Raw genomic sequence first — 25,417 nt, 5'->3', positions numbered from 1 at the left:
CCACCCCCACACGCCCGATACCGCGGTTCTGCCGGCTCACTCGGTTGGGGTGAGATGGCTCGCGACGGGCCCGCGCTTCGCCGCGGTCCCGACGCTCGCGAGCCGGGCTCTGCTGCGCATTCGCCGGAATGGAGTCGACGTCACGCGCGGAGCGCGGGACGGCGACGTGTGTGGGAGTCGACGTCACGGCGACCGCGCGGGACGGCGACGGTTTACGCGGCGCGCGTCCTCGCACGCATGCGAGCTGACGACCCGAAGAACGCGGCGGAGTCGCGTGCTGACGGAGCGTCCCCGTGCCTCCTGCTCGGCGTGTCCGATCAGCGCAGTGCGTGGCGGTGCAACAGCCGGTACAGGTACGCCCGGTCGATCCCCGCCGTCCTCGCTGCTGCCTTCACGTTGTCGTCGTGCACGCGCAGCAGCTCTTCGAGGTACGCGCGCTCGAACAGCGAGACCCATTTCTGCTTCTCGTCGGCGTACGCCTTCGATCCGTCGACGCCGAGGATCGCCGCGACGCGGTGCTCGCCCGAGGGCTCTTCGCGCGCGAGCTCGGGCTCCACGTCTCCGTCGAGCGGGACCCAACGTCCGAACGCGGCGCAGCGCTCCACGTGGTTGCGCAGCTCGCGCACGTTGCCCGGCCACGCGTGCTGCAGCAGCTCGTGTCGCCGCTCCCGCGCGATGCGCGCCATCACCGCGGCTGCGCTCGCGCTCTGCTGCTGGAGGAAGTGCTCGATCAGCAGCGGCACGTCCTCGCGACGCGCGCGCAGCGCGGGCAGCTCGACGCTCAGCACCGCGAGCCGGAAGTACAGATCCTCGCGGAACCGCCCCGCGCGCACCTCGGCGCGCAGATCACGATGCGTCGCGCACACCACGCGCACGTCGATCGCCACGTTCTTCTGGCCGCCGACCCGCCGCACCGTGCGGCTCTCGAGCACGCGCAGCAGCTTCGGCTGCATCGCGAGCGGGAGCTCGCCGATCTCGTCGAGGAAGATCGTGCCTCCGCTCGCCGTCTCGAAGAGCCCGGCGCGCGGACCGAGCGCGCCGGTGAACGCGCCGCGCTCGTGACCGAAGAGCTCGCTCTCGATCAGCTCGCTCGCGATCGCGCTGCAGTCGACGACGACCATCGGGCCGCGACGTCGCTCGCTCGCCTCGTGGATCGACCACGCCGCGACCTCCTTGCCGGTGCCGCTCTCGCCGCGCAGCAGCACCGTCGCGTCGCACCCCGCCGCGGCCGCGAGCTGCCGGCGCAGCTCGTTCGTGCGCTCGGAGCGACCGATCACGCGCGGGAAGCGCGCCGCGAGATCGTCCTCGCGCCACCCCAGGGACCATGCGGACGAGGCGCTCATCACCGGGCTCCCGTGCGATTTCGGATGCATCCGAGTATACGACCGAGGGCTCGACGAGGGCCCCCGCACCCCATGTGAATCAAGGGACTCACGCAGATGAGGGTGCTCTGGTCGGCTCACGAGACCAACTGGTCGCCGCACGAAACCGTATACGCAGCGTATACGTCGCTCAGCCCGCGAGGGGCAGCCGCACGACGAACCGCGTGCCCCGCTCGGCGTCCGACGAGGCGTCGAGCGAGCCGCCGTGCGCGATCGCGATCTGCTGCGAGATGTAGAGCCCGAGGCCGAGCCCTTCGCGGTTTCCGCCGCGCTGCGCGCCGCGCACGAAGGGGTCGAACAGCGTCGCGAGCACGTGCGGCGGGATCGGCGCTCCGCCGTTCGCGACCTCGACGCGCGCCATGCGGCCCTCGGCGTGCGCGCTCAGCCGCAGCGGCGGCTCGCCGTGCGTGAGCGCGTTGCCCGCGAGGTTCGAGAGCACCTGCGCGATGCGATCGGGGTCGGCGTGCAGCGCGAGACGGTCGTCGACGTCGAGCTCGAAGCGCGCGTCGTGGGTCGAGCACAGCTCGTCGACGACCTCGCGCAGCAACGGCGCGAGCGCGACGGTGCGCGCCTCGATCGGGAGCCCTCCGCCCAGCCGCGCGCGCGTGACGTCGAGCAGCTGCGAGACCATGCGGATCGCGCGGTCGGCGCTGCGGACGATGCGCTCGAGCGCGCGGCGGCTGGTCTCGTCGATGCTCGGTGCGCGCTGCAACGCCTGGGCGGTCATGCGCACCGCCGAGAGTGGGTTGCGCAGGTCGTGTCCCAGCACGCCGAGGAACGTCTCGCGGAACTGCGCGTGGCGCGCCTCGATCGCGAGCGCTTCCTCCGCGCGCTCCCGCGCCCGCGCCTCGGCCCACGCGGAGCGGAACGCGAGCGCCGTGAGCAGCGCACCGACGAGCGCGATCACGATGCCCACGACGCGCGCGTCCGACACCCGATCGCCGCGCGGCCGCACCACGAGCGTCCACGGGCGACCGGCGATCTCCATGCGCTGCACGCTCGGCGACGCGGTGTGACCGCTCGCCTCGATCTCGAAGAGCTCGCGCGCGGCGTGGGCCTCGGTGCCGTCGTGGATCGTGAGGTGCGCACCGAAGCCGTCGGGGAACATCGCGCGGAAGAGATCGCCGGCGCGGAACGGCGCGTACGCGAACCCGCGCAACCGCGCGCGGCGCTCCTCGAGCGTGCGCGGCACGTCTCCGCCCTCGTAGACCGGCACGTAGATCAGGAACCCGGGCTGTACGTCCCCGTCGATCTCCTGCACCAGCGTCACCGCGCCGGTCGCGGCAGGGACGCCCTCGTCGCGCGCGCGATCCATCGCCTCCCGGCGCGTCGCCTCGCTGTGCATGTCGAAGCCGATCGCGGCGCGGTTGCGCACGTCGCGCGGCTCGAGGAACACGATCGCGTGCCGCTCGCGATCGTGCGGGCGCTCGGGCCACAAGCCGCTCGCGGCGCCGTCGATGCGCGCGAGCACCGCGCCGTCCTGCTCGGGCTCGACGCGCTCCGACCAGCCGAGCCCCTGGATGCCCGGGTACTCGCGCACCTGGAGGTGCTCCACGAAGCGCGCGAACCCCTCGCCGTCGACCCGCTCGTCGTACGCGAAGAGCGCGGCGACGCCACGGAGCAGCGCGACGTACGCGTCCATGCGGCGCTCGACGATGCGCACCGCCTCGGCGGTCGCGCGCTCCCGGCGCAAGCTCGCCTGCGACTCGACCCACTGCGCCGCCGCGACCGCCGCGAACGTGACCAGCGCGATCGACGCGACCAGCACGATCCACGGCGTGCTCGAGCGTCGTCGGGGCGCGGAGTCGTGCGGCATGAGCGAGGTCGCTCCGTGGGCACATCGTCCCCGCGACGGCTGTGAGCCAGTGGCTGGCCCCGGACACCCCCGAGGGCGCTCGGGAGCTACCTTCGGGGCATGGGTCATCTCGTCGACGGGAAGTGGAGCACCGAGTGGTACGCGCCCGACGCGGAGGGGCGCTTCCAGCGTCCGCGCACCAAGTTCCACGGCTGGATCCGCGCGGACGGGAGCACCGATCACGCGCCGGTCGCGGGCCGCTATCACCTCTACGTCTCGACCGCGTGCCCGTGGGCGCATCGCACGCTGATCACGCGCGCGCTGCGCGGGCTCGAGCACGCGATCTCGGTGACCGTCGTCGATCCCCACATGGGCCCGGACGGCTGGCCGTTCGACGCGCGCGATCCCGACCCGCTCGGGCCCTCGCAGTTCCTGCGCGACGTGTACCTGCGCGCGAAGCGCGACTACACCGGGCGCGTCACGGTGCCGGTGCTCTGGGATCGCGAGCGCGCGACGATCGTGAACAACGAGTCGCGCGAGATCATGCGGATGCTCGACGTCGAGTGCGAGCCGCTCGCGACGCGCGGTCCTTCGCTCGCGCCGCCCGCGCTGCGCGCGCGCATCGACGAGGTGCTCGACGCGATCTACGAGCCGATCAACAACGGCGTCTATCGCGCGGGGTTCGCGAAGTCGCAGAAGGCGTACGAGGACGCGTGCCGCGAGCTCTTCGCGGCGCTCGATCGCTGGAACGAGGTGCTCGAGAGGCAGCGCTTCCTGTGCGGCGACGCGATGACCGAGGCGGACGTCGCGCTCTTCACGACGCTGCTGCGCTTCGACCTCGTCTACTACGCGCACTTCAAGTGCAACCTGCACCGCATCCAGGACTACCCGGCGCTCTGGGGCTTCGTGCGCGACGTGTACCAGACGCCCGGCGTGCGCGAGACGTGCGACCTCGACGCGATCAAGACGCACTACTACTGGAGCCAGGACGCGGTGAACCCGACGCGCATCGTGCCGCTCGGTCCGACGCTCGATCTCGACGCGCCTCACGGACGGACGGCGCGCACCAGCGCGTAGTCCCACGGATAGACGAGATACGGCCACGCGGCGAGATCGGCGGCGAGCGCGCGATGCCGCCACGAGTGACGCAGCATCCAGCGGCGGAACGCGGGCACGACGTCGTGCGCGATCGACTCGGCGTGCTCGACGACGAGCCCGGCGCGCGCGACGCGCGCGGCGTACTCGGGGAGCCCGTAGGCGTTGCCGAGCGGGAACGCGAGCGCGCGCGAGAGCTGCACGAGCATCGCCTCCTGCACGCGGTTGCGTGGTGGCGTGATCACGAGATCGGCGAGCGCGAGCGTGCCGCCGGGGCGCAGCACGCGATGCGCCTCGCGGAAGAACGCGTCGCGCGTGTCGAAGTGGAACGCTGCTTCGATGCTCACGAGGTGATCGACCGACGCATCGGCGAAGGGCAGGGCGGTCGCGGACGCGGCGACGAATGCGACGCGTTGCTCGAGGCCACGCGCGCGCGTGAGCTCGTACGCGGTGCGCAGCTGCACCGTCGACACGTTGATGCCGACGATCTGCGCGGCATCGGTGCGCTCCGCGACGCGCATCGCAGCGGTGCCGAACCCGCAGCCCACGTCGAGCACGCGCGTGCCGCCGCGGATCTCCGCGAGCTCGATCACGCGATCGAAGAGCGCGAGGTTCGCGGCGTGCAGCGTCGCGGGTCGCGCGCGCCAGAGCCCCATGTTCACCACGGGATCGGGGCCATCGGTGGGGAGCGCGTCGGTGCCGCGCAGGTCGTAGTGGTGCTCGGCGCGCGAGCCTGCGAAGGAAGCCCGGGACGTCATCGATCCTCCGGAGCGCGCGCTCGAAAGGCTGGCGCGTGTCGCTCGTGAGGTCGTGCCCGGACGGGGACGAGTCGTTCAGTACGGGCCCGAAGGATCGTCGCTCGCGTGCACCGGCTCGCCCTCGTGGGCTCGGTGGCCTCGGTGCGCGCGCCGGTCCGTTGCAGTACCGTGCGCGCCCGATGAGCAAGGTGCTGGACGAGCTGGTGAAGCTCCTCGCGCTCGAGAAGATCGAGGAGAACCTCTTCCGCGGGCAGAGCCAGGATCTCGGGTGGGGCCGCGTGTTCGGCGGGCAGGTGCTCGGGCAAGCGCTCTCCGCCGCGCTGCAGACCGTGCCCGCGGATCGCGCGGCGCACTCGCTCCACGCGTACTTCCTGCGCCCCGGGGACGTCTCGAAGCCGATCGTCTACGACGTCGATCGCATCCGCGACGGCAGCTCGTTCACCACGCGACGCGTGGTCGCGATCCAGAGCGGGCAGCCGATCCTCAACCTCCAGGCCTCGTTCCAGATCGTCGAAGAAGGCTTCTCGCACCAGGACGAGATGCCCGAAGCGCCGCCGCCCGAGTCGCTGAAGACCGAGCAGGAGCGCATCGCGAGCTACGCCGGTCGACTGCCGCGCGGGCTGCGCGAGCGCGCGGTCGCGGAGCGGCCGTTCGAGCTGCGTCCGGTCGACGAGGCCGACGATCCGTTCGTCCCCGCGCCGCGCCCGCCGATGCGCATGGTGTGGCTCAAGACCGTCGCGAAGCTGCCCGACGATCGCGCGCTGCATCGCTATCTGCTCGCGTACGCGTCGGACTACTCGTTCGTCACGACGTCGCTGCGGCCTCACGGCGTCACGTGGCTCACGCCGGGCATGCAGGTCGCGTCGGTGGATCACGTGATGTGGTTCCACCAGGACTTCCGGGTCGACGACTGGCTGCTCCACGTGATCGACAGCCCGGCCGCGCACGGCGCGCGCGGGCTGGTGCGGGGGCGCGTGTTCACGCGCGACGGACGGCTCGTGGCGTCGACCGCGCAGGAGGGTCTGATCCGGCTGCGCCCGCAGCAGCCGTGAGACCTCGTGTGATCTCGCTTGCAGGCGAACGGGCGTTCACCTATCCACGTCGGCCCGCGAGCAGCGCGCCGGACGGCGCCGCGGCTTCGTGCAGCCAGCATCGCGAGGTGCCGAGCTCGCGCGAAGACGAGGTGACGTGCGACGCGGTGCGAGGACACACCAAAGGCAGCGATGGACACGACCGACGAGAGCAGCGACACGCCGAAGCGCAGCAAGCGCGCGGTGAAGGCGGAGACGACCAGCGCCGAGGCGAGCCTCGCGACAGCGTCCGAGACCACCGAGGCCGCGCCGAGCGCGGAGACGCCCGCGGCCCCGCCCGCGGAGATCACCGAGACCGCAGAGACCGAGGCGCGCGTCGACGCGGCGCCCGCGACCACCGAGCCGACCGAGAGCGCGACGGCCGAGAGCGCGATGGCCGCCGAGTCGACCTCGTCGCCGGGTACCGTCCCCGCGGAGCCGATCTCCGATCGCCGCCGCCTCCAGGCCGAGCTCGAGGCGCTCGAGAAGAAGCAGGCCGAGCTGCGCCGCGCGCTCACCATCGCCGATCACCCCGACCTCGCCGACGCGATCCGCGTGGTCGAGGGCCGCGCCTACGCGGTCACGCGCGCCGAGGCGAAGATGGCGCAGGGGCTGTCGAAGGGCGAAGAGCGCCGCCGCGAGACGCTCGAGAAGAAGCTCTCGGCCGCGCGCGCGAAGCGCGACGAGATCGACGCGCAGATCGCCGAGCTCGAGCGTGAGCTCGCGCCGCTCGGCGAGGAGCGGATGCGCGCGTTCGAGCAGGAGCGTCGCGCCGCGCTCGAGGCGCTGGTGTCGGTGCTCGGCGCCCACGATGCGGCGTTCGCGGCCGCGGGGATCGACGTCGCGGCGCTGGTCCCCGAGCTCGCGCGCTGGACGCCCGAGCTGCGCACCGTCGCCGAAGAGATCGTGGCGCGCGGTAAGGCGTGATCGGAGGCCGCGCCGGGGGTTAAGCTCGGCGTGTGTCTCAGCACAGCGAGCCCGGGGGGAAGGGCGCGCCCGACGCGCGCCCGCTCGCGTCGATCGTCGCCGATCTCCAGGAAGCGGAGGCCGTCGGCGCGGAGCTCGATCGCGAAGATCTCCGCGCCGCGCTCGCCCAGGCACCGGTCGGCATCGCGATCTGGCGCGGCCCCGAGCACGTCTATCGCTTCGTGAACCGGCGCTACGCCGAGATGTTCGCGCCGCGCGCGCTCGTCGGTCGCACGCTGCGCGAGGCGTTCCCCGAGCTCGACGGCGACGCGTACGCGCTGTGGGATCGCGTGTACTCGACGGGCGAGCCGTTCGTCGCGTACGAGCATCGCGGCGACTACGACCGTCGCGGCACCGGTGTGCGCGAGGAGGCGTACTTCACCTTCAGCCTGCACCCGGTGCGCCGCGCGTCGGGCGAGGTCGACGGTGTCGTCGCGATCGCGACCGAGGTCACCGAGGCGGTGCAGATCGCGCGCGCGAGCGCGAAGAAGGACCAGGCGCACCTCGAGGGGATCGCCGAGACCGCGGACGCGCTGCGACGCAGCGAGGAGCAGCTGCGCGTCATCGTCAACACGGTGCCGGCGCTCGTCGCGTACATCGATCGCGACCTCGTCTATCGCTGGTGCAACGAGTCGTACGAGCAGTGGTTCGGCCCGGTCGCGCGCACGTACGTCGGGCGGGCGATGCGCGACGTCGTCGGCGAGCGCGCGCACGAGATCGTTCGGCCGCGCATCGACGCGGTGCTGCGCGGCGAGCGCGTCGCGTTCGAGGACGAGATCCCGTACGCGCACGGTGGCAAGCGGTGGGTCGACGCGACGTACGCGCCGGTGCTCGGGCCGCGCGGCGACGTCGAGGGCTTCGTCGCGCTCGTGCACGACGTGAGCGATCGACGCCGCGCGGAGCGCGCGCTCGATCTGCTGGCGCGCGCGAGCGTGGAGCTCGGCGCGTCGCTCGAGACCGACGTCGTGCTCTCCGATCTCACGCGCGTCCTGGTGCCCGACGTCGGCGAGTGGGCGGCGGTGTACCTGCGGGGCGAGGACGGGCGCACCACGCTCGCCGCGCTGACCCACCGCTCGCCCGAGAAGGCCGCGCTGATCCGCGAGGAGGTCGCGCGTTATCCGCGCCCCGACGACGCGACGTGCGGCCACGCGGCCGTGATCCGCACCGGGCGCGCCGAGATCTATCCGCGCATCGATCCCGCGACGCTCGATGCGGGCGCGACGTCCGCGGATCACGCGCGTCTGCTGAGCGACATCGCGCCGCGCTCGATGATGATCGTCCCGCTGCGCGCGCAGGGGCGAGTGCTCGGCGCGCTCTCGGTGGGGCGCACCGAGTCGGCGGTCGCGTACGACGCCGCGGATCTCGCGCTCGCCGAGGAGCTCGGGCGTCGCGCCGCGGCCGCGCTCGAGAACGCGCGCCTCTTCGCGCTCGCGCAGACCGAGCGCGTGCGTGCCGAGGAAGCGAACCGCGCGAAGGACGAGTTCCTCGCGATGGTGAGCCACGAGCTGCGCACGCCGCTCAACGCGATCCTCGGGTGGGCGCGCCTGCTCGAGCAGGGCGGCCTCGACGAGCCCAAGCGAGGCCGCGCGATCCACGTGATCGCGCGCAACGCGCGGGCGCAGGCGCAGCTCATCGACGATCTGCTCGACGTGACGCGCGTGGTGAGCGGCAAGATCCGCCTCGAGGTCCGGCGCGTCGATCTCGCGCGCGTGATCGACGCGGCGCTCGAGTCGATGCGCCCCGCGGCGGACGCGAAGCAGCTGACCGTCGAGGTGCAGCGCGATCCCGCCGCGAGCGAGATGCTCGGCGACGCGGATCGCTTGCAGCAGGTAGTCTTCAACCTGCTGAGCAATGCCGTGAAGTTCACGCCGGCGGGCGGCACGGTGCGCGTGCGATCGGAGCGCATCGAGCACGCGCTGCGGATCACCGTGACCGACAGCGGCGAGGGCATCGACCCGTCGTTCCTGCCCTACGTGTTCGAGCGCTTCCGCCAGGCCGAGGTCGGCACGACGCGCAGCAAGGGCGGGCTCGGCCTGGGGCTCGCGATCGTGCGCAGCCTGGTCGAGCTCCACGGCGGCACGATCGGCGCGCACAGCGCGGGACGCGGTCGGGGCGCGACGTTCACGGTCGTGCTCCCGATCGCGCCCGACCGCGCGGAGCCGCGACGCGGACCGCCGAGCTCGCCCGCGATGCCCGCGATCGCGCCGCCGGCGAGCACGCCGAGCCTGCGCGGCGTGCGCGTGCTCGTGGTCGACGACGAGCGCGACGCGCGCGAGCTGCTGCGCACGGTGCTCGAGGGCGCAGGCGCCGAGGTCACGACGAGCGCGTCGGTGAGCGAGGCGCTGGCGCGGATCGCGGCGCGTGTGCCCGACGTGATCGTCTCGGACATCGGCATGCCCGGGGAGGACGGGTACGCGCTGATCGAGACGCTGCGACGGCGCGCGGCCGAGGACGGAGGGCGCGTGCCGGCCGTCGCGCTGACCGCGTTCGCGCGCACCGACGATCGCACGCGCGCGCTGCGCGCCGGGTTCGACGTGCACGTCGCGAAGCCGTTCGATCCGGTCGAGCTGGTGCTCGTGGTCGCGAGCGTGGCGTCGCGCGCGAAGCCGACCTGAGAGAATCACAAGCCGGCTCGCCCGGTCCGCCCGCTCCCGTCCGGTCTCGGCACGGGCGAGCACTCCAGCGGAGGGTCCGACATCGGCTCGCCGGTCCGAGCCCTCCCGTCCGCGTGCTCCGCCCGCTCCCGTCCGGGCTCGGCACGGGCGAGCACTCCAGCGGAGGGTCCGAAATCGGCTCGTCGGTCCGAGCCCTTCCGTCCGCGTGCTCCGCCCGCTCCCGTCCGGTCTCGGCACGGGCGAGCACTCCAGCGGAGGGTCCGACATCGGCTCGCCGGTCCGAGCCCTCCCGTCCGCGTGCTCCGCCCGCTCCCGTCCGGTCTCGGCACGGGCGAGCACTCCAGCGGAGGGGAACCTCGGGGTCTGCGCGGCGTCGGACGCGACGTGCGGTGCGCGGCTTCGCTCGTGGTGATCGTCGTGGTCGCGTGGTCGCCGCGGGCGCACGCGCAGACGCTCGATGCGCCCGAGGACGTGCGCGAGGTCGCGCACGACGTGCGGGTCACGTTCGCCGAGGGCGTGGCCGAGATCGCGCTGCGCATCGAGCTCGCGCGCGACGGCACGCAGCGCGCCGAGATCGGCTACACGCTCGCGCTGCCTCGCGGCGCCGAGGCGATCTCGCTCGAGGTCTGTCGCGCCGGCGGCGGATGTCGCGCGCTCTCGAGCTCGATCACGCGGGGCTCGCACGTCGATCCCTACGCCGTCGCGCTGCACGGCGCGCCGCGTGGTCGCACGTCGCGTCCGATCGCGAGCGCGTCGTGGCGCCGCTCCGCGCTCACGATCCGCGCCGCGCCCGTCGGGGACGGCGCGCGCCTCGTGCTCGCGGTCCGCTACGCCGCGCCGCTCGTCGTGCGCGGCGGGACGTCGTCGTTGGTGCTGCCCGCGCGCGACGCCGATCCGCGCCTCGTGCCTGCGTCGATCACGCTCGTCGCGCCGGGTCACGACACGCTCTCGGTCTCGGGCGGCGCGCCGGGCGAGGACGCCGTGATCTCGGCGCGCGTCGCGTCACCGCTCCGCGTGCTCGCGGACGTCGAGTGCATCGGCGCGCGCTGCGCGCACGCGCACCTGGTCGAGCCGCGTCGCGTCGCGCGCCACGACGTGATCCTCGCGATCGACGCGTCGCCTTCGATGCTCGACGTCCCGGTCGAGCGCGTCGAGACGGCGCTGCGCACGGTGCTCGCGTCGCTCGCGCCGGGCTCGCGCGTGCGGGTGCTGCGCTTCGGAGCACGCGCGCGCTGGGAGACGTCGACGTGGTGCGCGCCCGACACGCTCGACGCCGCGCGGCTCGCGAGCGAGCTTCCCGGCGCGCTCGGGTCGCGCACGCTCTTCGACCTCCCGCCGGACGCGCTCGACGACGCGCGCTCGCCGCTCGTCGTGGTGATCGGCGACGGGTGGCTCGACCGCGCGGATCTCGCCGCGCTCGAAGCGCGAGGCGCGCGCGTGGTGATCGCGAACGTGTCCGACGCGCCCTTCGGCGGCGTGACGCTGCGCGCGGCGAGCGCGACCACGTCGACGATGACGCTCTCGCTCGGCGCGTCCTTCGCGGGCGCAGGCTTCGACCTCGCGTCGATCGTCGCCGAGCCCGCGCCGCGCGCGCGCATCGAGCTCCGCGGCGAGCCCGCGATCGATCTCGCCACGGTGCCCACCGGCGAGGCGCTCACGTTCTTCGCTCCGGGCCGCGCAGCTCGGCTCGTCGTCGGCACGCGCACGTCGCGCGCGTCGTCGCCGAGCGACGCGCTGCGTGCAGTGCTCGCGCAGGAGGGATCGTTCGACGCGCTCGCCCTCGATCGCCGCGTGCTCGGCGACCTCGACAAGTGGACGCGGCCTCGTCGTCGGCCGCCGCCGGTGCCCGGCGGCATCGGCGGCGTGCACTCGTGGATCACCGCGATGCCGATCGGCCACGGGCTCTACGCCCGCAGCGCACGTCCCCCGCTCCTCCGCGTCCCAGCGCCCGCGCGCATCCGCGCGACCGCCTCCGCCGAGACGCTGCGTCGAATGGTGCGCCGTCAGCTCGGCCCGCGCGTGCGCGGATGTCTCGCCGGCGCGCGCGCCGGGCGCCCCGACTGGCACGCGCACGTCACGCTCGATCTCTCGCTCGCGCATCGCGAGGTCCTCGGCGCGCGCGTGTCCGGCGAGAACGTCGATGCCTCGCTCGCGTCGTGCATCCTCGCCGGGGTCGACGACCTGCAGGTCCCGCGCTTCGACGGCCGGATCGACGTGAGCTACCCGTTCCGCGCCGTCGCGATCGCGCGTCCCGCCGCGCTCCCGCTCGACGACGCCACGTCCTCGGTGCTCGACACGATCGCGCCCGACGCACCGGTCGCGCCCGACGTGCTGCTCACGCCGTGAGCGCGCCCTCGAGCCACTCGCAGAGCGCCATCACCGCGGCGCGCTGATCCGGCCGCTCGGTCTCCATGCGCGGCAGCACCGCGATGCGCCCCGACGCCGCGCTCACCGTGATCCGATGCACGTGCGGCACGTCGATCACCCAGAGCAGGTCGTTGCCCGCGAGCGTCGCGCCCTCGGCGCGCGCCACCATCGCGCTGCGCAGCGCGAGCGGCAGCGCGCCCGGCGCGCGCACGTCGTAGAGATCGCGCCGCGCGCACGAGCGCGTCACCCGCACGTCGAGCGCGCCGACCGTGAACCGATCGAGCAGCTCGCCGCTCACAGCGGGCGACGAGCGACGATCTCGCAGCGCGCGTCACCGCGCGCGAGGCACTTCGTCTCTTCCGCGACGAAGTGATCGCTGCCGCGGAAGAGCCGGCGGTAGTAGTCCTCGTCGAGCGTCGGACGCTGCGTGATGTCGCCCACGTAGAGCAGGTTCATCAGGCCCGACACGCCGCCCGTCGCGAGATAGCAGCGCGCGTTCTTGCCGATCGGGTAGTCGCGCACCCAGCCGGTGCACTCGTACGCGTTGTCGATCGAGATCCGCAGCTCCTTGCCGGGCGCGAGATCCTCGATGCGCCACACGCCCCAGCCGAACGCGTTCACGACCGCGACCATCCCGCGGATCCAGTCCTCGCGCGTCTGGATCATCGGCGCGACGACGGCCTCCCACTCGGCCGACTGCATGATCCCGCCGAACGTGTTGAACGCGCAGACGTGGCCCGCCTCGACGAGCAGCGCGCGCGCGTCCTCCTCGAGCCCGCTGCCCTCGAGGTCGCGCGCGACCGCGAACGAGATGCGGTTGTAGTAGTCCGCGAAGTGCTGCGTGAGGTGCAGCCCGAACGCCGGGATCAGCCCCTCTTCGTTGCCACGGATGCCGAGGCCGGAGACCGCCTCGACGATCGTCTTCTCGTCGATCGCCATCTCAACGCACCTTCAGGAGGATCTCGGTCGCGTCACCCTCGCGCATGCTCGCGCACGCGCGCTGCTCCGCGTCGACGCGCTCGGGCGCGAGACCGGTCGCCGCGGTGAGCGCGCCGCGGAAGAAGCCCGTCGCGAAGTGATCGACGGGCCGCGACGAAGGACCGAACTTCGCGATCCAGCCCACCGCGTAGTGCGACGGAGAGATCGTCACGAGCCCGCCCATCGGCGTCAGCTCGCTCACGTCGGCACGACCGAAGCCGAGCGTCGCGAAGAGGCTCGCCGCGCGCGACATGCGCGCCGCGAACGTCTCGTCGGGCGCCTGGGCGAAGAGCCGCTCGAGCATCGTGCGCGACGCTTCGGTCGCCGCGCGACGCTGGATGCTCACCGCGCGATCGCCGAGGGCGTCCTCGAGCGAGCGCTGCAGGAACACGTTGTAGTGATGGCAGTGGAAGACGAGGCGCGAGCCTCCGATCACGATCGTGCCCTTCTCGCGATCGAACACGGGCTCGCTCATCCTCGTCCGCCTCCTCGTCCACTCTCCGAGAGGATCTCTCGGGCGATGCTCTCGGCCAGCGCGACGAGCGTCGGATCGTCCGGCAGCTCGGCGGCCTGGCGCGAGAGGGGTCGTCCAACCTTCAAGTTCAGCCTCGCGAGATCCACGTTCGGGAGTCCCTTGGACTCGGTCCGCACGCGGTCGACGATGGCCTGCAGCCGTACCCCCATGCGTGGATCAGTATCGATAGTTCAGTCCTAGACCGTCAATCGATTCTTTCCGGACTGTTTCCTGACCGGCACGTCCACCTTCGCGCACCCGCGCCGCCATACCCGTATTTCACGAATGACTGCGCGCAGTTGTCGCCGTCGACGCGCGGGCACGGTCGTGAGAGCTTCGCGTGATGCGACCAATCTCCGCCGCCGACGTCTTGCGCGCGACATTGGCCTCGTTCCGCCGGAGCTTCTTCGCGCACCTGCGCTGGAACGTCGGCTTCGTGGTCCTCGCGCTGCTCGTGCTCTGCTGCGTGACGATCGTGGTCTACATGCCCGCGATGCTGCTCAGCGGCAGTGGGTCGTCGATCGGGATCGCGATCGTGCTGCCGGTGTTCGCGATCGCGACGGTCGCGATCTTCTCGATCCATCAGGGCGCGACGCTCGCGATCGTGGCGGGCGAGCGCGCGGGCGCGCCGATCTCCTCGAGCGACGCGTTCAACGCGGGGTTCGCGCGCATCGAGGTGATCGCGTCGGCGATGCTCGCGCGCGTGGTCGTGGATGCGGCCGTCGCGATCGTGCCGGCGAGCGCCGTGCTCGTGCTGCTGGAGTGGGTGGCCGAGGGGTGGATGGACCCGGCCGTGCGCATCGCGCTCGCGATGCTCGCGGCGTACGCGGCCGGGCTCGCCGGGATGATCGGGGTGCGCACGTTCCTCGGCGTGTCGGGGCCGGTCGCGTTCCACGAGCGCGGCGGCGCGGTCGCCGCGCTCTCGCGCAGCGTCGAGCTCCTGCGCGGCCACCGCGGCTCGATGGCGCTCGCGCGTGTGCTCTGGGCGGTGATCGCGGTCGTGATCTACGGCAGCACCAACGCGCCGCTCCTCCTCGTGGCCGCGGCAGGGATGCGAGGCGGCGTCGCGACGCTGCTCGTGACGCTCTACGCGTTCGTGCCGTACGTCACGTCGCTGATGCTGCTCTCGTTCGACACGACGCTCGAGAGCGTCTTCTACGCGGAGCGGACCCGCAAAGACGATGCGCGCGACATCGCGCGCGCGTTCGAGTGAGCGACGCGCGAGCGCGGGCGTATCGACCCGCGCTCGCGCTCGAGCGCTCAGCTCACCATCTCGATCGGGCCGTTGCCTTCCGCGGTGCGCGCGACGCGATAACGCACGATCTGCCACCGCGGCGCGAGCTCTTCGGCGCGCTCGTAGAAGCTCTCGCGCACGACCTCGGGCGGCAGCTGCATCAGCGTCGCTTCGAGCCCCGTCGCGTCGAGCTGCGCGACGATCAGCCCGTTCACGTCGGTGCGCGAGTGCTTGAGCTGCGGCCGCGCGGTCATCATCAGCGAGTCGAGCAGGGTCAGCACGCTCTCGACGACGGGACTGCCGGCGAGGCTCGGGAGCTGCTGCGCGCTCCCATAGAGCAGCTCGCGGAAGTTCCCGCTGCTGATGCCCGGGGTCGTGAGCTCGATCGCCCGTCCACCTTCGCCGTCGTGATCGGTGACGAACGCCGAGTGGATGTCCCCCGAGATCACCAGCGCGTTGCGCGGCCGCAGCACGTCGCGCAGCAGCGCTTCCTTCTCGAGCGGGAAGCCGTCCCAGTGATCGACGTTCAGATAGAACTGCTCGGCGGGGAAGCCCTCGGGCAGCTGCGCGGCGAAGGGCGTCACGTCGAGGATCAGCGGCGAGAACGACACGCTCGATCCGAGCACGGTCCACGTCGCGTCGTCGTTCGCGTCGATCGCCTCGCGCATGAACCCGAGCTGCGCCTCGCCGAGCGGATGCGGCGCGCTCGGCGCGCGGTGCTCGGCCCAGAGATCGTAGTGACGCGCGACCACGAGATAGCGCGCGCCGATCGATCCGAAGAGACCGCTCTTGCCCAGCGAGGCGTACGAGAGCCCGCGCGGGAGCTCGTCGGTGATCTCGATCGGCGGGAGCGCGACGCCCGCGGCCGTCAGCGTCGCGTTCACGACCGCGGCATCCGCGGCGCCCGCGGTCGCTTCCGTCGCGAGCGTCGCGGCGCGCTCGGCGGGCGCGCCGCCGGCCGTGTACGCGCCGGTCAGCGCGGTCTGCAGCGCGGTCTTGTAGTCCGCGTATGCCGCGTCGGCGAGATCGACGTACGGGCGATAGCCGCCCATCTCGAACGCGACGTCCGCGGTCTGGCCCTCGGGCAGGCGGCCCTCGGTCTCGCGCGTCGTGAGCACCGCGCGCACCTGCGCCTCGGTCATCACGACCGTGCCCGGCCACGCGCTCTCGGCGATCGGATGATCGGGGCGATAGCTGCGGTAGTCGCCGACGACGAGGTGCAGGTGACGCCCGAAGCGCAGGTCGCGGTAGATGCGGTTCTCGGGGAACAGGCTCTCGGTCGCGCTGCCCACGAGCGAGCCCGCCGCGTCCTCGCCCGCGATGTCGCGCGCGATCGGGTGGAACTCGAGGAACACCTGCTCGGCGTTGCGGCGATGATCGGGATCGCGCTCGTCCTCGCGCCCGCCGCTGCGCGTCGCGACGTCCTGCCACGAGTCGTCGGCGAACTCGTGGTCGTCCCACGTGACGATGAACGGGAAGCGCTCGTGCACGCGCTGCAGGATCGGATCGCTGCGGTACGTCTTGTAGAGCTCGCGGTAGTTCGAGAGCGAGCGCGCGGCGTAGAACGTCTCGCCGTCCTCCTCGAGCGCGATCGCGCCCTCGGTGTCGGTGAACTCGACCGCGCGCTCGTCCGACGCGCTCATGAAGCTCGGATCGCCGGTCGTCTCGTAGATGTAGTCGCCGAGGTGCACGACGAAGTCGAGCTCGTCGTTCTCCGCGTCGAGCAGCGGGAGATACGAGTTGTAGAAGCGACCGACGTAGTCCTGGCAGCTCACGATCGCGAAGCGCACCGGCACGTCGGCGTCGCGCGCCGGCGCGGTCTTGAAGCGACCGACGCGCGAGCGAACGCTCTCGTACACGAAGCGGTAGTAGTAGCGAGTGCCGGCCTCGAGCCCGTCGACCTTCACGCGCACGCAGTGGTCGTGCGCGGCCTCCACGGGGATCTCGGGGCTCGAGAGCTCGACCCGCATCGAGAACGCCTCGTCGAGCGCGAGCTCGAGCGTGACGGTCGTGTCGACGGTCTCGCCCGCGCGATCCAGGCGCGTCCACAGCACGATCGAGTCGGTGCGCGGGTCTCCCGACGCGACCGACTGTGGGAACGTCCCCGAGGGATCGCCGTCGCCTCCGCCGTCGTCACCACATCCCGAGAGCGAACCTGCGAGCGTCACCGCGCCCGCGCTCACCACCACCGTCTTCAGGAACCTTCGTCGACCGATCGGCGGCATCCCCATTCGCGCTTCCTCCATCCACCGGATGGGGCAGCCTACGCGACGGGACGCGCATCGGCGACGTACGATCGTGGCGCGATCACGCGCGCGTGTGGTGCCCGCACCTCCACTGCGGGCGCACCGGCGGGCGAGTCGCGCGAGCGCCCGTCGTGGCGTGCGCCTATGGCCGCATCGGCCGATTCGTGCGCGATGGCGGACGAGGTGTGCTCGCGCACCGAGTGGAACGAGCGGCTCTTTACGGCCCCGTCGTGCTGCGGTGATCCTCGCTGCGCGATGCGTCGTTTCGCTCTTTCGCCTCTCTTCTTCTCCACCTCGATGGCGTTGCTCGCTGCGTGCGAGAGCGAGCCACCGATCTTCACCTCGCCCGATCGCGCGCTCGGCGATCGCACGCCGCTCTCGCGCACGTGCGACGAGCTCGACGCGACGCACTGCCTGATGCCGTGGCCGAGCAACGCGTTCACGGTCGCCGATCCGAGCACCGAGACCGGGCTGCGCCTCGCGGTCGACATGTCGCAGCTGAACCCGCGCGACGACGGCAGCGTGCTCACCCGGGCCGATGGGTTCTCGCGCGTCAGCACGCTCGTCGCGGGCTTCCCCCTGCACGTCGATCCGGCGACCACCGAGGGCGAGGTGCACCTCCTCGCGGCGTCGGACGCGACCGAGGTGCCGCTGCGCATCGAGACGTTCCTGCCCGAGACGAGCACGTCGTCGCTCGTGATCGCGCATCCGCTCGCGCCGCTCGACGCCGCGACCGACTACGTCGTCGTGATCACCGACGGCCTGCGCGACGACAGCGGCGCCGCGATCGAGCAGGACCGCGTCGTGCGCGTCGCGCTCGCGCTCGAGCCGGCGCACACCGAGGACGAAGCGGACCTCGCCGGCTATCACGCGCCGACGCGCGCGGTGATCGCGGAGGCCGGGATCGATCCCGAGCGCGTGCTGCGCACGTGGGACTTCACGACGCGCTCCGCCGAGGATCCCCTGCGCCGTCTGCGCGCGATGCGCGAGGCCGCGATCGCCGCGGTGGACGCCGGCGAGGTCGAGGTCGCGATCGACGAGGTCGAGCATCGCGACGAAGGTCCGGTCGCGAGCGTGGTGATGGGACGGCTCGTCGGGCTGCCGAGCTTCCTGACCGACACCGGGCTGGCCGCCGACGACGACGGCGCACCGGTCGCGATGGGCACCCGGGACGCGCCGTTCCGCATCGTGATCCCGCGCGGCGAGGGCGACTACCGCATGCTGATGTACGGGCACGGCACCGGCGGCAACGTGCGCGACGGGAATTTCGACGACGCGATCGCCGAAGCCGGGGCCGCCAAGATCGGCATCGAGTTCTACCGCTGGACCGACACGACCGTGATCGACACGTTCCTCGATCTCGCGCAGATGGCGCAGGGCTCGAGCGCAGCGGCGGCGGGCCTCGTGCAAGCGGTCGCGGACGCATCGGCGATCCGTCGCGCGGCGAGCACGATCCTCGGTGACGCGCTCTCCGCCGAGCAGCTCGGAGGCATGCCGAACCCGCACGTCGGACGTCGTCCCGACGACTCGGTGCCCATCTGGGTCGGTGGATCGCTGGGCGGCACGATGGGCCTCGTGTTCACCGCCGCGAACTCCGACGTGCAGCACGCGGTGCTCAACGTCGGCGGCGCCGGCTGGGCCACGTGGGTGCGCGACGCGCTGCAGTTCGGGTACATCCGCGGGCTGATCTCGATCGCGAACGGCGGCGAGCTCCACGTGCCGCTGGTCGTCGCGATCGCGCAGACGCAGCTCGACGAGTGCGACGGCGCGTCGTGGGTCGACGAGATCCGGGGCCCGCACCCGATCGTCGCGCTGCTGCAGGAGAGCATCGGCGACCCGGTGCTGCCGAACCCGGGGAGCGAGATGGCGGCCCGCGTGCTCGAGGCGACGATGATCGGCGCGCCGATCGTGCCGATCGCGGGCCTGCAGGGCGCGACGACGATCGCGGGCGCGAGCGCGATCACGCAGTACCGCGTCGCGAGCACCGACGCGCTCGACATCCACGGCTTCGCCGCCGAGGAAGGGCCCGCCGCCGACGCCGCGCGCGAGCAGATCATGGGCTTCGTGCAGTCCGCGTGGGCCGGCGAGGCGAGCGTCGAGGTGCCCGCGGGCTGCGCAGGCGGGAGCTGCGACTTCTCGCGATGAGCAAGGCGTTCCTCTGCGCGGCGTGCAGCGCGCCGCTCGATCCCGCGCACGTCGAAGGCACGATCGTCCGCTGCGCGTACTGCCGCGTCGCGCAGCCGAGCCCGTTCGCACCGCGGAACGTGCTCGCGTCGCTCGCGCCGCGCGCCGGCTGGCGCGTCTACGAGTCACGCACGCGCGAGCAGGGTGACGAGCTGCTGGTCCAGACCGAGCCGCGCGAGGACACGTACTTCACGTCGCTCGAGTCGCACGGCACGTTCGACGACTTCGAGGCGACGATCGCGCTGCGCCTGCTCTGGGGCGATCTCGAGACGTCGCGCGTGACGCTGATGCTCCGCAAGGGCGCGAGCGGTCACTACGCCGCGCACCTCTCGACGATCGGCACGTTCTCGCTGCAGCTCGTCACCGGCACCGAGCCGCGCGTGCTCGTGCCGTGGGCGGCGTCCGACGCCGTGCGTCGCGAGCCCGGCGCGCTCAACGAGCTGCGCGTCCGCGCCGAGGGCGACCGGCTCTCGATGTTCTTGAACGGTCGTTCGGTGATCGCGCTGCGCGACGCGACGTACCGGCACGGCTCGATCGCGCTCGCGTCGTACTCGAAGGTGCCGATGGCGTACGCGGTGCGTCGCGCGGAGATCACCGGGCTCGACGCGCCGCACGCGATCGACGTGCGCGGCGCGCCGGTGCCGGGCGCGCTCCCGCAATTCCTGCACGCGCCTCCGGGGCAGGGCGTCGAGGTCACGCTCACGTGGACCGGCGCGAACAAGATCGCGGTGATCAAGGCGATCCGCGAGATCACCGGGCTCGGGCTCGCGGACGCGAAGCGCTTGGTGGAGTCGACGCCCGCGCGCGTCGGCGACGCCGCGAGCATCGCCGACGCGAACCGCTGGATCGCGCACCTCGCGGCGCAGGGCGCGCGCGCCGAGCGGAGTCAGCGCGCGCAGAAGTAGCCGACGCGGTCGTTCACGTACTCGCAGCGCAGGCCCTCCGCCGCGCAGTCGCGCGTGCGGAGCATCGTGCCCTCGTGGCACCACACCGCGACGTCTCCGTCGCAGCGGCCGAGGTAGTCGACGCCGCCGCAGGGGTCGTCCACGCAGCCCACGCGACCGTCGACGCGGCCGCACGTTCCGTCGTCGCACGCGGCGCAGTCGCGCTCGCGCACCACGCCGCGATCGCACCATCGCGCGACGACGCCTGCGCACGCGCCCGCCTCGTCGAGGCCCTCGCACGGATCGGCGGCGGTGATGCAGCGATAACCTTCGGCCGCGGCGTCCCAGCCGCACGTCTCGCAGCGCTCGCTCCGAGGCGTCTCGCCGTCGCACCACACGGCGGTCTCGCCGACGCAGCGCCCCTCGCTCCCGAGCGTCGCGCAGTCGGTGCTGCCGTTCGTCGGCCCGGTGAACGACTCGATCCACTCGACCGCGAGATCCGTGCGCGAGTAGCGGTCCTGTCCGAGGCAGTTGGGATCGCCGTAGCTGAGATCGCCCGCGACGCGCACGCTGCCGTCGTCCGCGACGATCATCACCGGACCGCCCGAGTCGCCGAAGCAGACGCCTCGCTCGCCCATCCCGTCGATCACCAGGAACTGCGGGCTCTCGAACGCGACGATCGGCTCCGCCGTGAACTCGCGCTCGCCGCTCGATCCGTCCTCCTGCTGGCCGTAGCCCGCGGCCTCCGCGGTGCGTCCGAGCCACGTGTCGTCGAGCATCGTCGTGTTGATCGCGATCGGCTCGAGCTCGGCGATGCGCGACGACGCGGCCGCGTCCATGCGCACCAGCGTCATGTCCTGGCTCGGGTGGTTCTGCACCTGCGCCGCGGTGAAGCACACGTTCGGGTTGCGCGGATCGGCGCCGACGCAGAACGAGCCCCCCACGCGGATCCCGCAGTGCCTCGCGGTGAGCACCCATTCGTCGGTGATGAACGTGCCGCTGCAGCCGTCCCACGAGCCGATCGCGAGGATCTGCCCCGGCGTCAGCGGCATCGCCGTGGGCTCGCGCGTCCCGTTGTAGACGAGGGGCACGAGGCGCTCGTCGCACGTGCCCGCGGGCCCAGCGTCGATGGTCGTTGTGCGCGCGTCGGGCGTCTGGGTGCCGCCTCCGTCGACCACCGCGGGTGGTTCGTCCGTGCCGGTGGAGCAGCCTGCGAGCACGAGGAGGAGAATCGAGACCGGCCGGCGCATGGCCGCGCAGGATGCTGGCGCCCCAGTCCTCGCTCCAATGATCGACCTCACGTCCGATTCGGGCCGGCGCCCCACTGCATCCCGCGCTTTCCGCGATCGACTTGTTCGAGACCGCGCCCTAATGTGCCGGCGCCGGGAGAGCGATGAAGGACAAGCACATCCGGATCCGCATCGAGCAGTGCCTCGCGCTGGCGAACGCGAGCAACTGTCCGCGCCGCAAGTTCGGCGCGCTGCTCCTCGACCCCGAGCGCAACGTCGTCTTGATGGACGGCTACAACGGCGGTCCGCGCGGCGGCGGAGAGCTCTGCGGCGGCACCGAGTGCCTGCGCGACACCCTGCAGGTGAAGTCGGGCACGCGGATGGAGGTCGGCTGCCATCACGCGGAGATGAACGTCGTGTGCAACGCGGCGGCGAGCGGCGTCGCGTGCCGCGGCGCGTGGCTGATCGTGACGGGCGAGCCGTGCCTGATGTGCGCGAAGATGATCCACCACGCGGGCATCACGCGCGTGCTGATCGTCGAGGGCGGCTACGCGGGCGAGAACGGCGTGCAGTACCTCAAGACGCACGGCGTCGAGGTGCAGGTGGTCGAGGGTCCGAAAGATCCGCGGCTCGGCACCGTGTAGCGGTGGCACTCGGAGTGCTGGAGGCGATGGTCATGCGCTTCTCGCGTCTCGCTCTGGCACACCTCGTTGCGTTCGGTCTGGTCGGCTGCGCGGACTCGCACGGGCGAGGGGCGACCGAGCGAGATGGAGGGCCCGTCGACGCGGCGATCCTCCTGCACGACGCGCAGGTCGGTCCCGACGCCTCGCTGGTCCTCGACGGCGGTGCGCGCGTCTCGTGTGATCCCGCCGACGCGCGCCAGGCGCTGTGCGTCGACATCGTGTGCGACGGGCTGCCGACCTGGCACTGGAACGGCGACTCGTGCTTCGCGATCGACTGCGGCACCTGTGAGGGCGCCGACTGCGATCGCGGCTTCCGTTCGCAGGGCGAGTGCCAGGCCGCGCACGCGGCGTGCGATGCCGCGCTGTGCGAGTCGACGGGCGGCGAGTGGCTGTGGTGGGCCGAGGAGTGCGGGCACTTCGAGTGCGGGTTCCCGCCGCCCGAGGTGTGCATCCGCGGCATGCCGGTGTGCGACTGCGGTGACGAGCGGCGCTTCGAGCCCGGCGTCGGCTGCGTGATCGCGGGCTGTCCCGAGGTCGATCCGCTTCCGCCCGACGTGCTCTGCGCCGAGACCGGCGGCGAGTGGGGCCCCTTCTGCGTGCACTCGCAGTGCGGCGAGCAGTCCGAGCTCGCGTGCGCCGCGCTCGCGTGCCACTGCCCGGGCGTGACCCAGGTGTTCGACTCGCTGCGCGGCTGCGTCGACGGCACGCGCTGCTTCGAGCGCAACCCCGGCGAGCGCTGCCACGAGCGCGCGCGGTGCGGCGGCGGGACGATCTGCTGCGACCAGTGCGGCGGCGCCGGCTGCGCCGGAGAGCCCACGTGCGTCGCGCCGACGTGCGATGATGATCCGAGCGTCGACACCTGCGGCAACCGCCGCGACGCGCCCTGACGATGCTCCCGAGCACGATCCTCCTGGTCGATCATCACGCGCCGCTCGTGCAGGCGTGGCAGCGCGCCTTCGAAGATGTCGAGGGCGTGCGCGTCTCCGCGGGCGACTTCTTCGCGCACGACGCCGACGCGATGGTCAGCCCCGCGAACAGCTTCGGCATCATGGACGGCGGGATCGACCGCGCGATCCGCGACCAGCTCGGGCACGACGTCCAGCGCGCGCTGCAGCAGCGCATCGTCGAGCGACACCACGGTGAGCTCCACGTCGGCCAGGCCGAGATCGTCGAGACCGGCCACGCGCGCTGGCCGTGGCTCGTCGCGGCGCCGACGATGCGCGCGCCCGAGAGCATCGCGAGCACGGTGAACGCCTACGTCGCGTTCCGCGCGATCCTGCTCGCGGTGCGCGCCCACAACGAAGCGTCGCCCTCGCGCGCGATCGACACGCTGCTCTGTCCCGGGCTCGGCACGGGGATCGGCGCGATGGACCCCGAGCGCTGCGCCGTGCAGATGCGCATGGCGCACCGCCAGGTGCACGAGCCCGCGCGCATCCCGTCGTTCGATCGCATCCACGCGATCCATCGCGCGCTGCGCACCAGCTGATCGGCCCACGCGCTCTCGCCGCGACGTACACTCCGCGGCACCGATGAAGCTCGCCGAGCAGATCGCCGCGGAGATCCTCCGCGGCTTCGACAAGCACTACCGGATCTTCCGCGACATCAGCAGCGCCGCGAAGGATCGCTTCGAGCGCGCCGACTGGGCCGCGTCGCGCGAGGCGGGCCGCACGCGCATCCACTTCTACGATCAGCGCGTGCGCGAAGCGGTGGATCTCGTCTCCGATCGCTTCCCGCTCGCGACGGTCGAGGAGCTGATCTGGCCGCACGTGAAGCAGGCCTACTTCCAGCTGCTCTACGAGCACCGACAGCCCGAGTGCGCCGAGACGTTCTTCAACTCGGTCGCCTGTCGCGTGCTCGATCGTCGCTACTACCGCAACGAGTACATCTTCTGGCGCCCCGCGATCTCGACCGAGTACCTGACCGGCGGCGAGCCCGACTACCGCTCGTTCTACGATCGCGGCGAGGGCCTGCGCGGCGCGCTGCGCGACGTCGTGCTCAGCTACGAGCTGCGCGGCCAGTGGCAGGACCTCGAGCGCGATCTCGATCGCCTCGAGCGCGCGGTGGCCGAGCACTTCGGCGGACCGTGGACGAGCGACGTCGACTTCCAGATCCAGGTGCTCTCGTCACTCTTCTACCGCAACAAGGCCGCGTATCTCTGCGGGCGCGCGCGCAACGGCTACCGCGAGTACCCGTTCGTCGTGCCGATCCTCAAGGACGAGCAGGGCGCGATGTTCCTCGATGCGCTCCTGCTCTCGCCGCAGGACATCGGGCGCGTGTTCTCGCTCGCGCGCGCGTACTGCATGGTCGACATGGAGGTGCCCGCCGCGTTCGTGCAGTTCGTCTCGTCGATGCTGCCGCGCAAGCCGCGCTCCGAGATCTACACGCTCGTCGGGCTGCAGAAGCAGGGCAAGACGCTCTTCTATCGCGACATGATGCTGCACCTGAAGCACTCGTCGGACTGCTTCACGGTCGCGCCGGGCACGAAGGGCATGGTCATGGCGGTCTTCACGCTCCCTTCGTTCCCCTACGTGTTCAAGGTGATCCGCGACTGGTTCCCGCCCCCGAAGGACGTCGATCGCGCGAAGGTCGAGGATCGCTACCTGCTCGTGAAGCACCACGATCGCGTCGGGCGCATGGCGGACTCGCTCGAGTACTCGCACGTCGCGTTCCCGCTCGAGCGCTTCGAGCCCGAGCTGCTCGCGGAGCTGAAGAGCGTCGCGAGCTCGATGATCCGCATCGAGGGCGATCAGCTGATCGTGAAGCACCTCTACATCGAGAAGCGCCTCGTCCCGCTCGATCTGTTCCTCCAGAAGAGCGACGAGCAGCGCACGCGCGCCGCGATCCGCGAGTACGGCAACGCGATCAAGGAGCTCGCGAGCGCGAACATCTTCGCGGGCGATCTGCTGCTGAAGAACTTCGGGATCACGCGCTTCGGGCGCGTCGTGTTCTACGACTACGACGAGATCGGCTATCTCACCGACTTCAAGTTCCGCCGCATCCCGAAGGCGCGCGACTACGACGACGAGATGAGCGCGGACCCGTGGTTCTCGGTGGGCCCCCACGACGTGTTCCCCGAGCAGTTCCCGACGTTCCTGTTCGCCGATCCGAAGCAGCGCGAGATCTTCATGGAGCTCCACGGCGACCTGATGGACCCCGCGTTCTGGATCGCAGCGCAGGACCGCTGTCGTCGCGGCGAGCAGGCCGACATCTTCCCGTACCCCGAGAACCTGCGCTTCAGCCGACGCTTCGAGTGATCGGCGGCTCGCGGCCCGATCGCGCCCTTCGTGCGCGCAACTCTTGCGCTCCGCGCGGACTTTGCTCGGCGAATTCCTCAATGAATTCGCGCGCTGTCCCTGGCGCCGGGCTTGCGGAGAGTCGGCCCGCTCGCGCAGACAGGACGCTGCGCTGACGAGGAGG

The 25,417-nt window shown here is 72.1% G+C and carries 21 protein-coding genes; 12 read left to right on the top strand and 9 right to left on the bottom strand.

All coding sequences use genetic code 11. From position 1 onward, the window contains the following. Window positions 1–317: 317 nt before the first annotated feature. A complete protein-coding gene (locus DB32_RS39045) occupies window positions 318–1,343 on the bottom strand; it encodes a sigma-54 interaction domain-containing protein (RefSeq protein ID WP_169791697.1) in 1,026 nt (341 codons plus the stop codon). Window positions 1,344–1,512: 169 nt separating this feature from the next. After that, on the bottom strand, window positions 1,513–3,198 hold the full coding sequence (locus DB32_RS39040; RefSeq protein ID WP_053237745.1) for a CHASE domain-containing protein: 1,686 nt from the start codon (window positions 3,196–3,198) through the stop codon (window positions 1,513–1,515). Between the two features lie 99 nt (window positions 3,199–3,297). On the opposite strand from DB32_RS39040, the gene DB32_RS39035 reads away from it, so the two are divergent. Beyond that, window positions 3,298–4,254 carry a glutathione S-transferase family protein gene (locus DB32_RS39035; protein ID WP_053237744.1) on the top strand — a complete coding sequence of 319 codons (957 nt, stop codon included), beginning with the start codon at window positions 3,298–3,300 and terminating at the stop codon, window positions 4,252–4,254. Here the strand turns inward: DB32_RS39035 and DB32_RS39030 are convergent. Then, window positions 4,224–5,030, bottom strand: coding sequence for an SAM-dependent methyltransferase (locus DB32_RS39030; RefSeq protein WP_053237743.1), 807 nt, complete (start codon window positions 5,028–5,030; stop codon window positions 4,224–4,226). The genes DB32_RS39035 and DB32_RS39030 overlap by 31 nt on opposite strands. A 179-nt stretch (window positions 5,031–5,209) precedes the next feature. Between DB32_RS39030 and tesB the strand changes: the two genes are divergently transcribed. The 4 genes from tesB to DB32_RS39010 all read left to right on the top strand — a co-directional run bounded on the left by tesB (window position 5,210) and on the right by DB32_RS39010 (window position 12,027). Further along, a complete protein-coding gene (gene tesB, locus DB32_RS39025; RefSeq protein ID WP_053237742.1) occupies window positions 5,210–6,082 on the top strand; it encodes an acyl-CoA thioesterase II in 873 nt (290 codons plus the stop codon). Window positions 6,083–6,253: 171 nt separating this feature from the next. After that, complete coding sequence (locus tag DB32_RS47640) at window positions 6,254–7,027, top strand: hypothetical protein (protein ID WP_053237741.1); 774 nt, start codon at window positions 6,254–6,256, stop codon at window positions 7,025–7,027. A 32-nt stretch (window positions 7,028–7,059) separates the two neighbouring features. Further along, complete coding sequence (locus tag DB32_RS39015) at window positions 7,060–9,681, top strand: hybrid sensor histidine kinase/response regulator (RefSeq protein ID WP_053237740.1); 2,622 nt, start codon at window positions 7,060–7,062, stop codon at window positions 9,679–9,681. A gap of 408 nt (window positions 9,682–10,089) precedes the next feature. Further along, window positions 10,090–12,027 carry a vWA domain-containing protein gene (locus DB32_RS39010; protein ID WP_157070073.1) on the top strand — a complete coding sequence of 646 codons (1,938 nt, stop codon included), beginning with the start codon at window positions 10,090–10,092 and terminating at the stop codon, window positions 12,025–12,027. On the opposite strand, the gene DB32_RS39005 is transcribed toward DB32_RS39010, so the two are convergent. From DB32_RS39005 to DB32_RS38990, 4 genes are read right to left on the bottom strand one after another with little or no spacing between them, the layout of a single operon-like run. Continuing rightward, window positions 12,017–12,346, bottom strand: coding sequence for a hypothetical protein (locus tag DB32_RS39005; protein WP_053237738.1), 330 nt, complete (start codon window positions 12,344–12,346; stop codon window positions 12,017–12,019). The genes DB32_RS39010 and DB32_RS39005 overlap by 11 nt on opposite strands. Continuing rightward, window positions 12,343–12,987, bottom strand: coding sequence for a hypothetical protein (locus DB32_RS39000; protein ID WP_053237737.1), 645 nt, complete (start codon window positions 12,985–12,987; stop codon window positions 12,343–12,345). Before DB32_RS39000 ends, DB32_RS39005 begins: the two co-directional genes overlap by 4 nt. 1 nt (window position 12,988) lies before the next feature. Next, entirely contained in the window at window positions 12,989–13,501 is a 513-nt protein-coding gene (locus DB32_RS38995; RefSeq protein WP_053237736.1) for a hypothetical protein, read from the bottom strand. Further along, window positions 13,498–13,710, bottom strand: a complete 213-nt coding sequence (locus DB32_RS38990) for a hypothetical protein (protein ID WP_053237735.1) — start codon at window positions 13,708–13,710, stop codon at window positions 13,498–13,500. The genes DB32_RS38995 and DB32_RS38990 overlap by 4 nt, the downstream gene beginning before the upstream one ends. A 173-nt stretch (window positions 13,711–13,883) precedes the next feature. On the opposite strand from DB32_RS38990, the gene DB32_RS38985 reads away from it, so the two are divergent. Next, the gene (locus tag DB32_RS38985) at window positions 13,884–14,753 is read left to right on the top strand and encodes a hypothetical protein (RefSeq protein ID WP_157070070.1); all 870 of its coding nucleotides are present in this window, start codon (window positions 13,884–13,886) and stop codon (window positions 14,751–14,753) included. A gap of 47 nt (window positions 14,754–14,800) precedes the next feature. Here the strand turns inward: DB32_RS38985 and DB32_RS38980 are convergent, their stop codons facing one another. Next, the gene (locus DB32_RS38980; protein ID WP_053237733.1) at window positions 14,801–17,005 is read right to left on the bottom strand and encodes an alkaline phosphatase D family protein; all 2,205 of its coding nucleotides are present in this window, start codon (window positions 17,003–17,005) and stop codon (window positions 14,801–14,803) included. A gap of 312 nt (window positions 17,006–17,317) precedes the next feature. On the opposite strand from DB32_RS38980, the gene DB32_RS47635 reads away from it, so the two are divergent. Continuing rightward, complete coding sequence (locus tag DB32_RS47635) at window positions 17,318–19,165, top strand: hypothetical protein (RefSeq protein WP_053237731.1); 1,848 nt, start codon at window positions 17,318–17,320, stop codon at window positions 19,163–19,165. Continuing rightward, window positions 19,162–20,109: a ribosomal protein L7/L12 gene (locus DB32_RS50185; protein ID WP_083458320.1), complete on the top strand. Its 948-nt coding sequence runs from the start codon at window positions 19,162–19,164 to the stop codon at window positions 20,107–20,109. Before DB32_RS47635 ends, DB32_RS50185 begins: the two co-directional genes overlap by 4 nt. On the opposite strand, the gene DB32_RS38960 is transcribed toward DB32_RS50185, so the two are convergent. Beyond that, window positions 20,091–21,338 (bottom strand): trypsin-like serine protease, encoded by a 1,248-nt coding sequence (locus DB32_RS38960; RefSeq protein ID WP_053237729.1) that lies wholly within the window; start codon window positions 21,336–21,338, stop codon window positions 20,091–20,093. The two genes, DB32_RS50185 and DB32_RS38960, sit on opposite strands and share 19 nt — an antisense overlap. A gap of 143 nt (window positions 21,339–21,481) precedes the next feature. On the opposite strand from DB32_RS38960, the gene DB32_RS38955 reads away from it, so the two are divergent. Genes DB32_RS38955 through aceK form a run of 4 tightly spaced genes read left to right on the top strand, consistent with a single transcriptional unit; the run spans window position 21,482 to window position 25,254 of the window. Next, window positions 21,482–21,961, top strand: a complete 480-nt coding sequence (locus tag DB32_RS38955) for a deoxycytidylate deaminase (RefSeq protein ID WP_053237728.1) — start codon at window positions 21,482–21,484, stop codon at window positions 21,959–21,961. Window positions 21,962–21,993: 32 nt separating this feature from the next. Further along, window positions 21,994–22,887: a hypothetical protein gene (locus tag DB32_RS38950; protein ID WP_157070063.1), complete on the top strand. Its 894-nt coding sequence runs from the start codon at window positions 21,994–21,996 to the stop codon at window positions 22,885–22,887. 2 nt (window positions 22,888–22,889) lie between these two features. Beyond that, the gene (locus tag DB32_RS38945) at window positions 22,890–23,486 is read left to right on the top strand and encodes a macro domain-containing protein (protein ID WP_053237726.1); all 597 of its coding nucleotides are present in this window, start codon (window positions 22,890–22,892) and stop codon (window positions 23,484–23,486) included. Between the two features lie 43 nt (window positions 23,487–23,529). Beyond that, entirely contained in the window at window positions 23,530–25,254 is a 1,725-nt protein-coding gene (gene aceK / locus DB32_RS38940) for a bifunctional isocitrate dehydrogenase kinase/phosphatase (RefSeq protein ID WP_053237725.1), read from the top strand. The last annotated feature ends 163 nt before the right edge of the window (window positions 25,255–25,417 follow it).

Origin of the sequence: Sandaracinus amylolyticus (genome assembly GCF_000737325.1) — a bacterium.
Taxonomy (GTDB): Bacteria; Myxococcota_A; Polyangia; order Polyangiales; family Sandaracinaceae; genus Sandaracinus; species Sandaracinus amylolyticus.
Note: the sequence above shows the minus strand (reverse complement) of the source record. Positions and strands in the feature narration are given on the sequence as shown.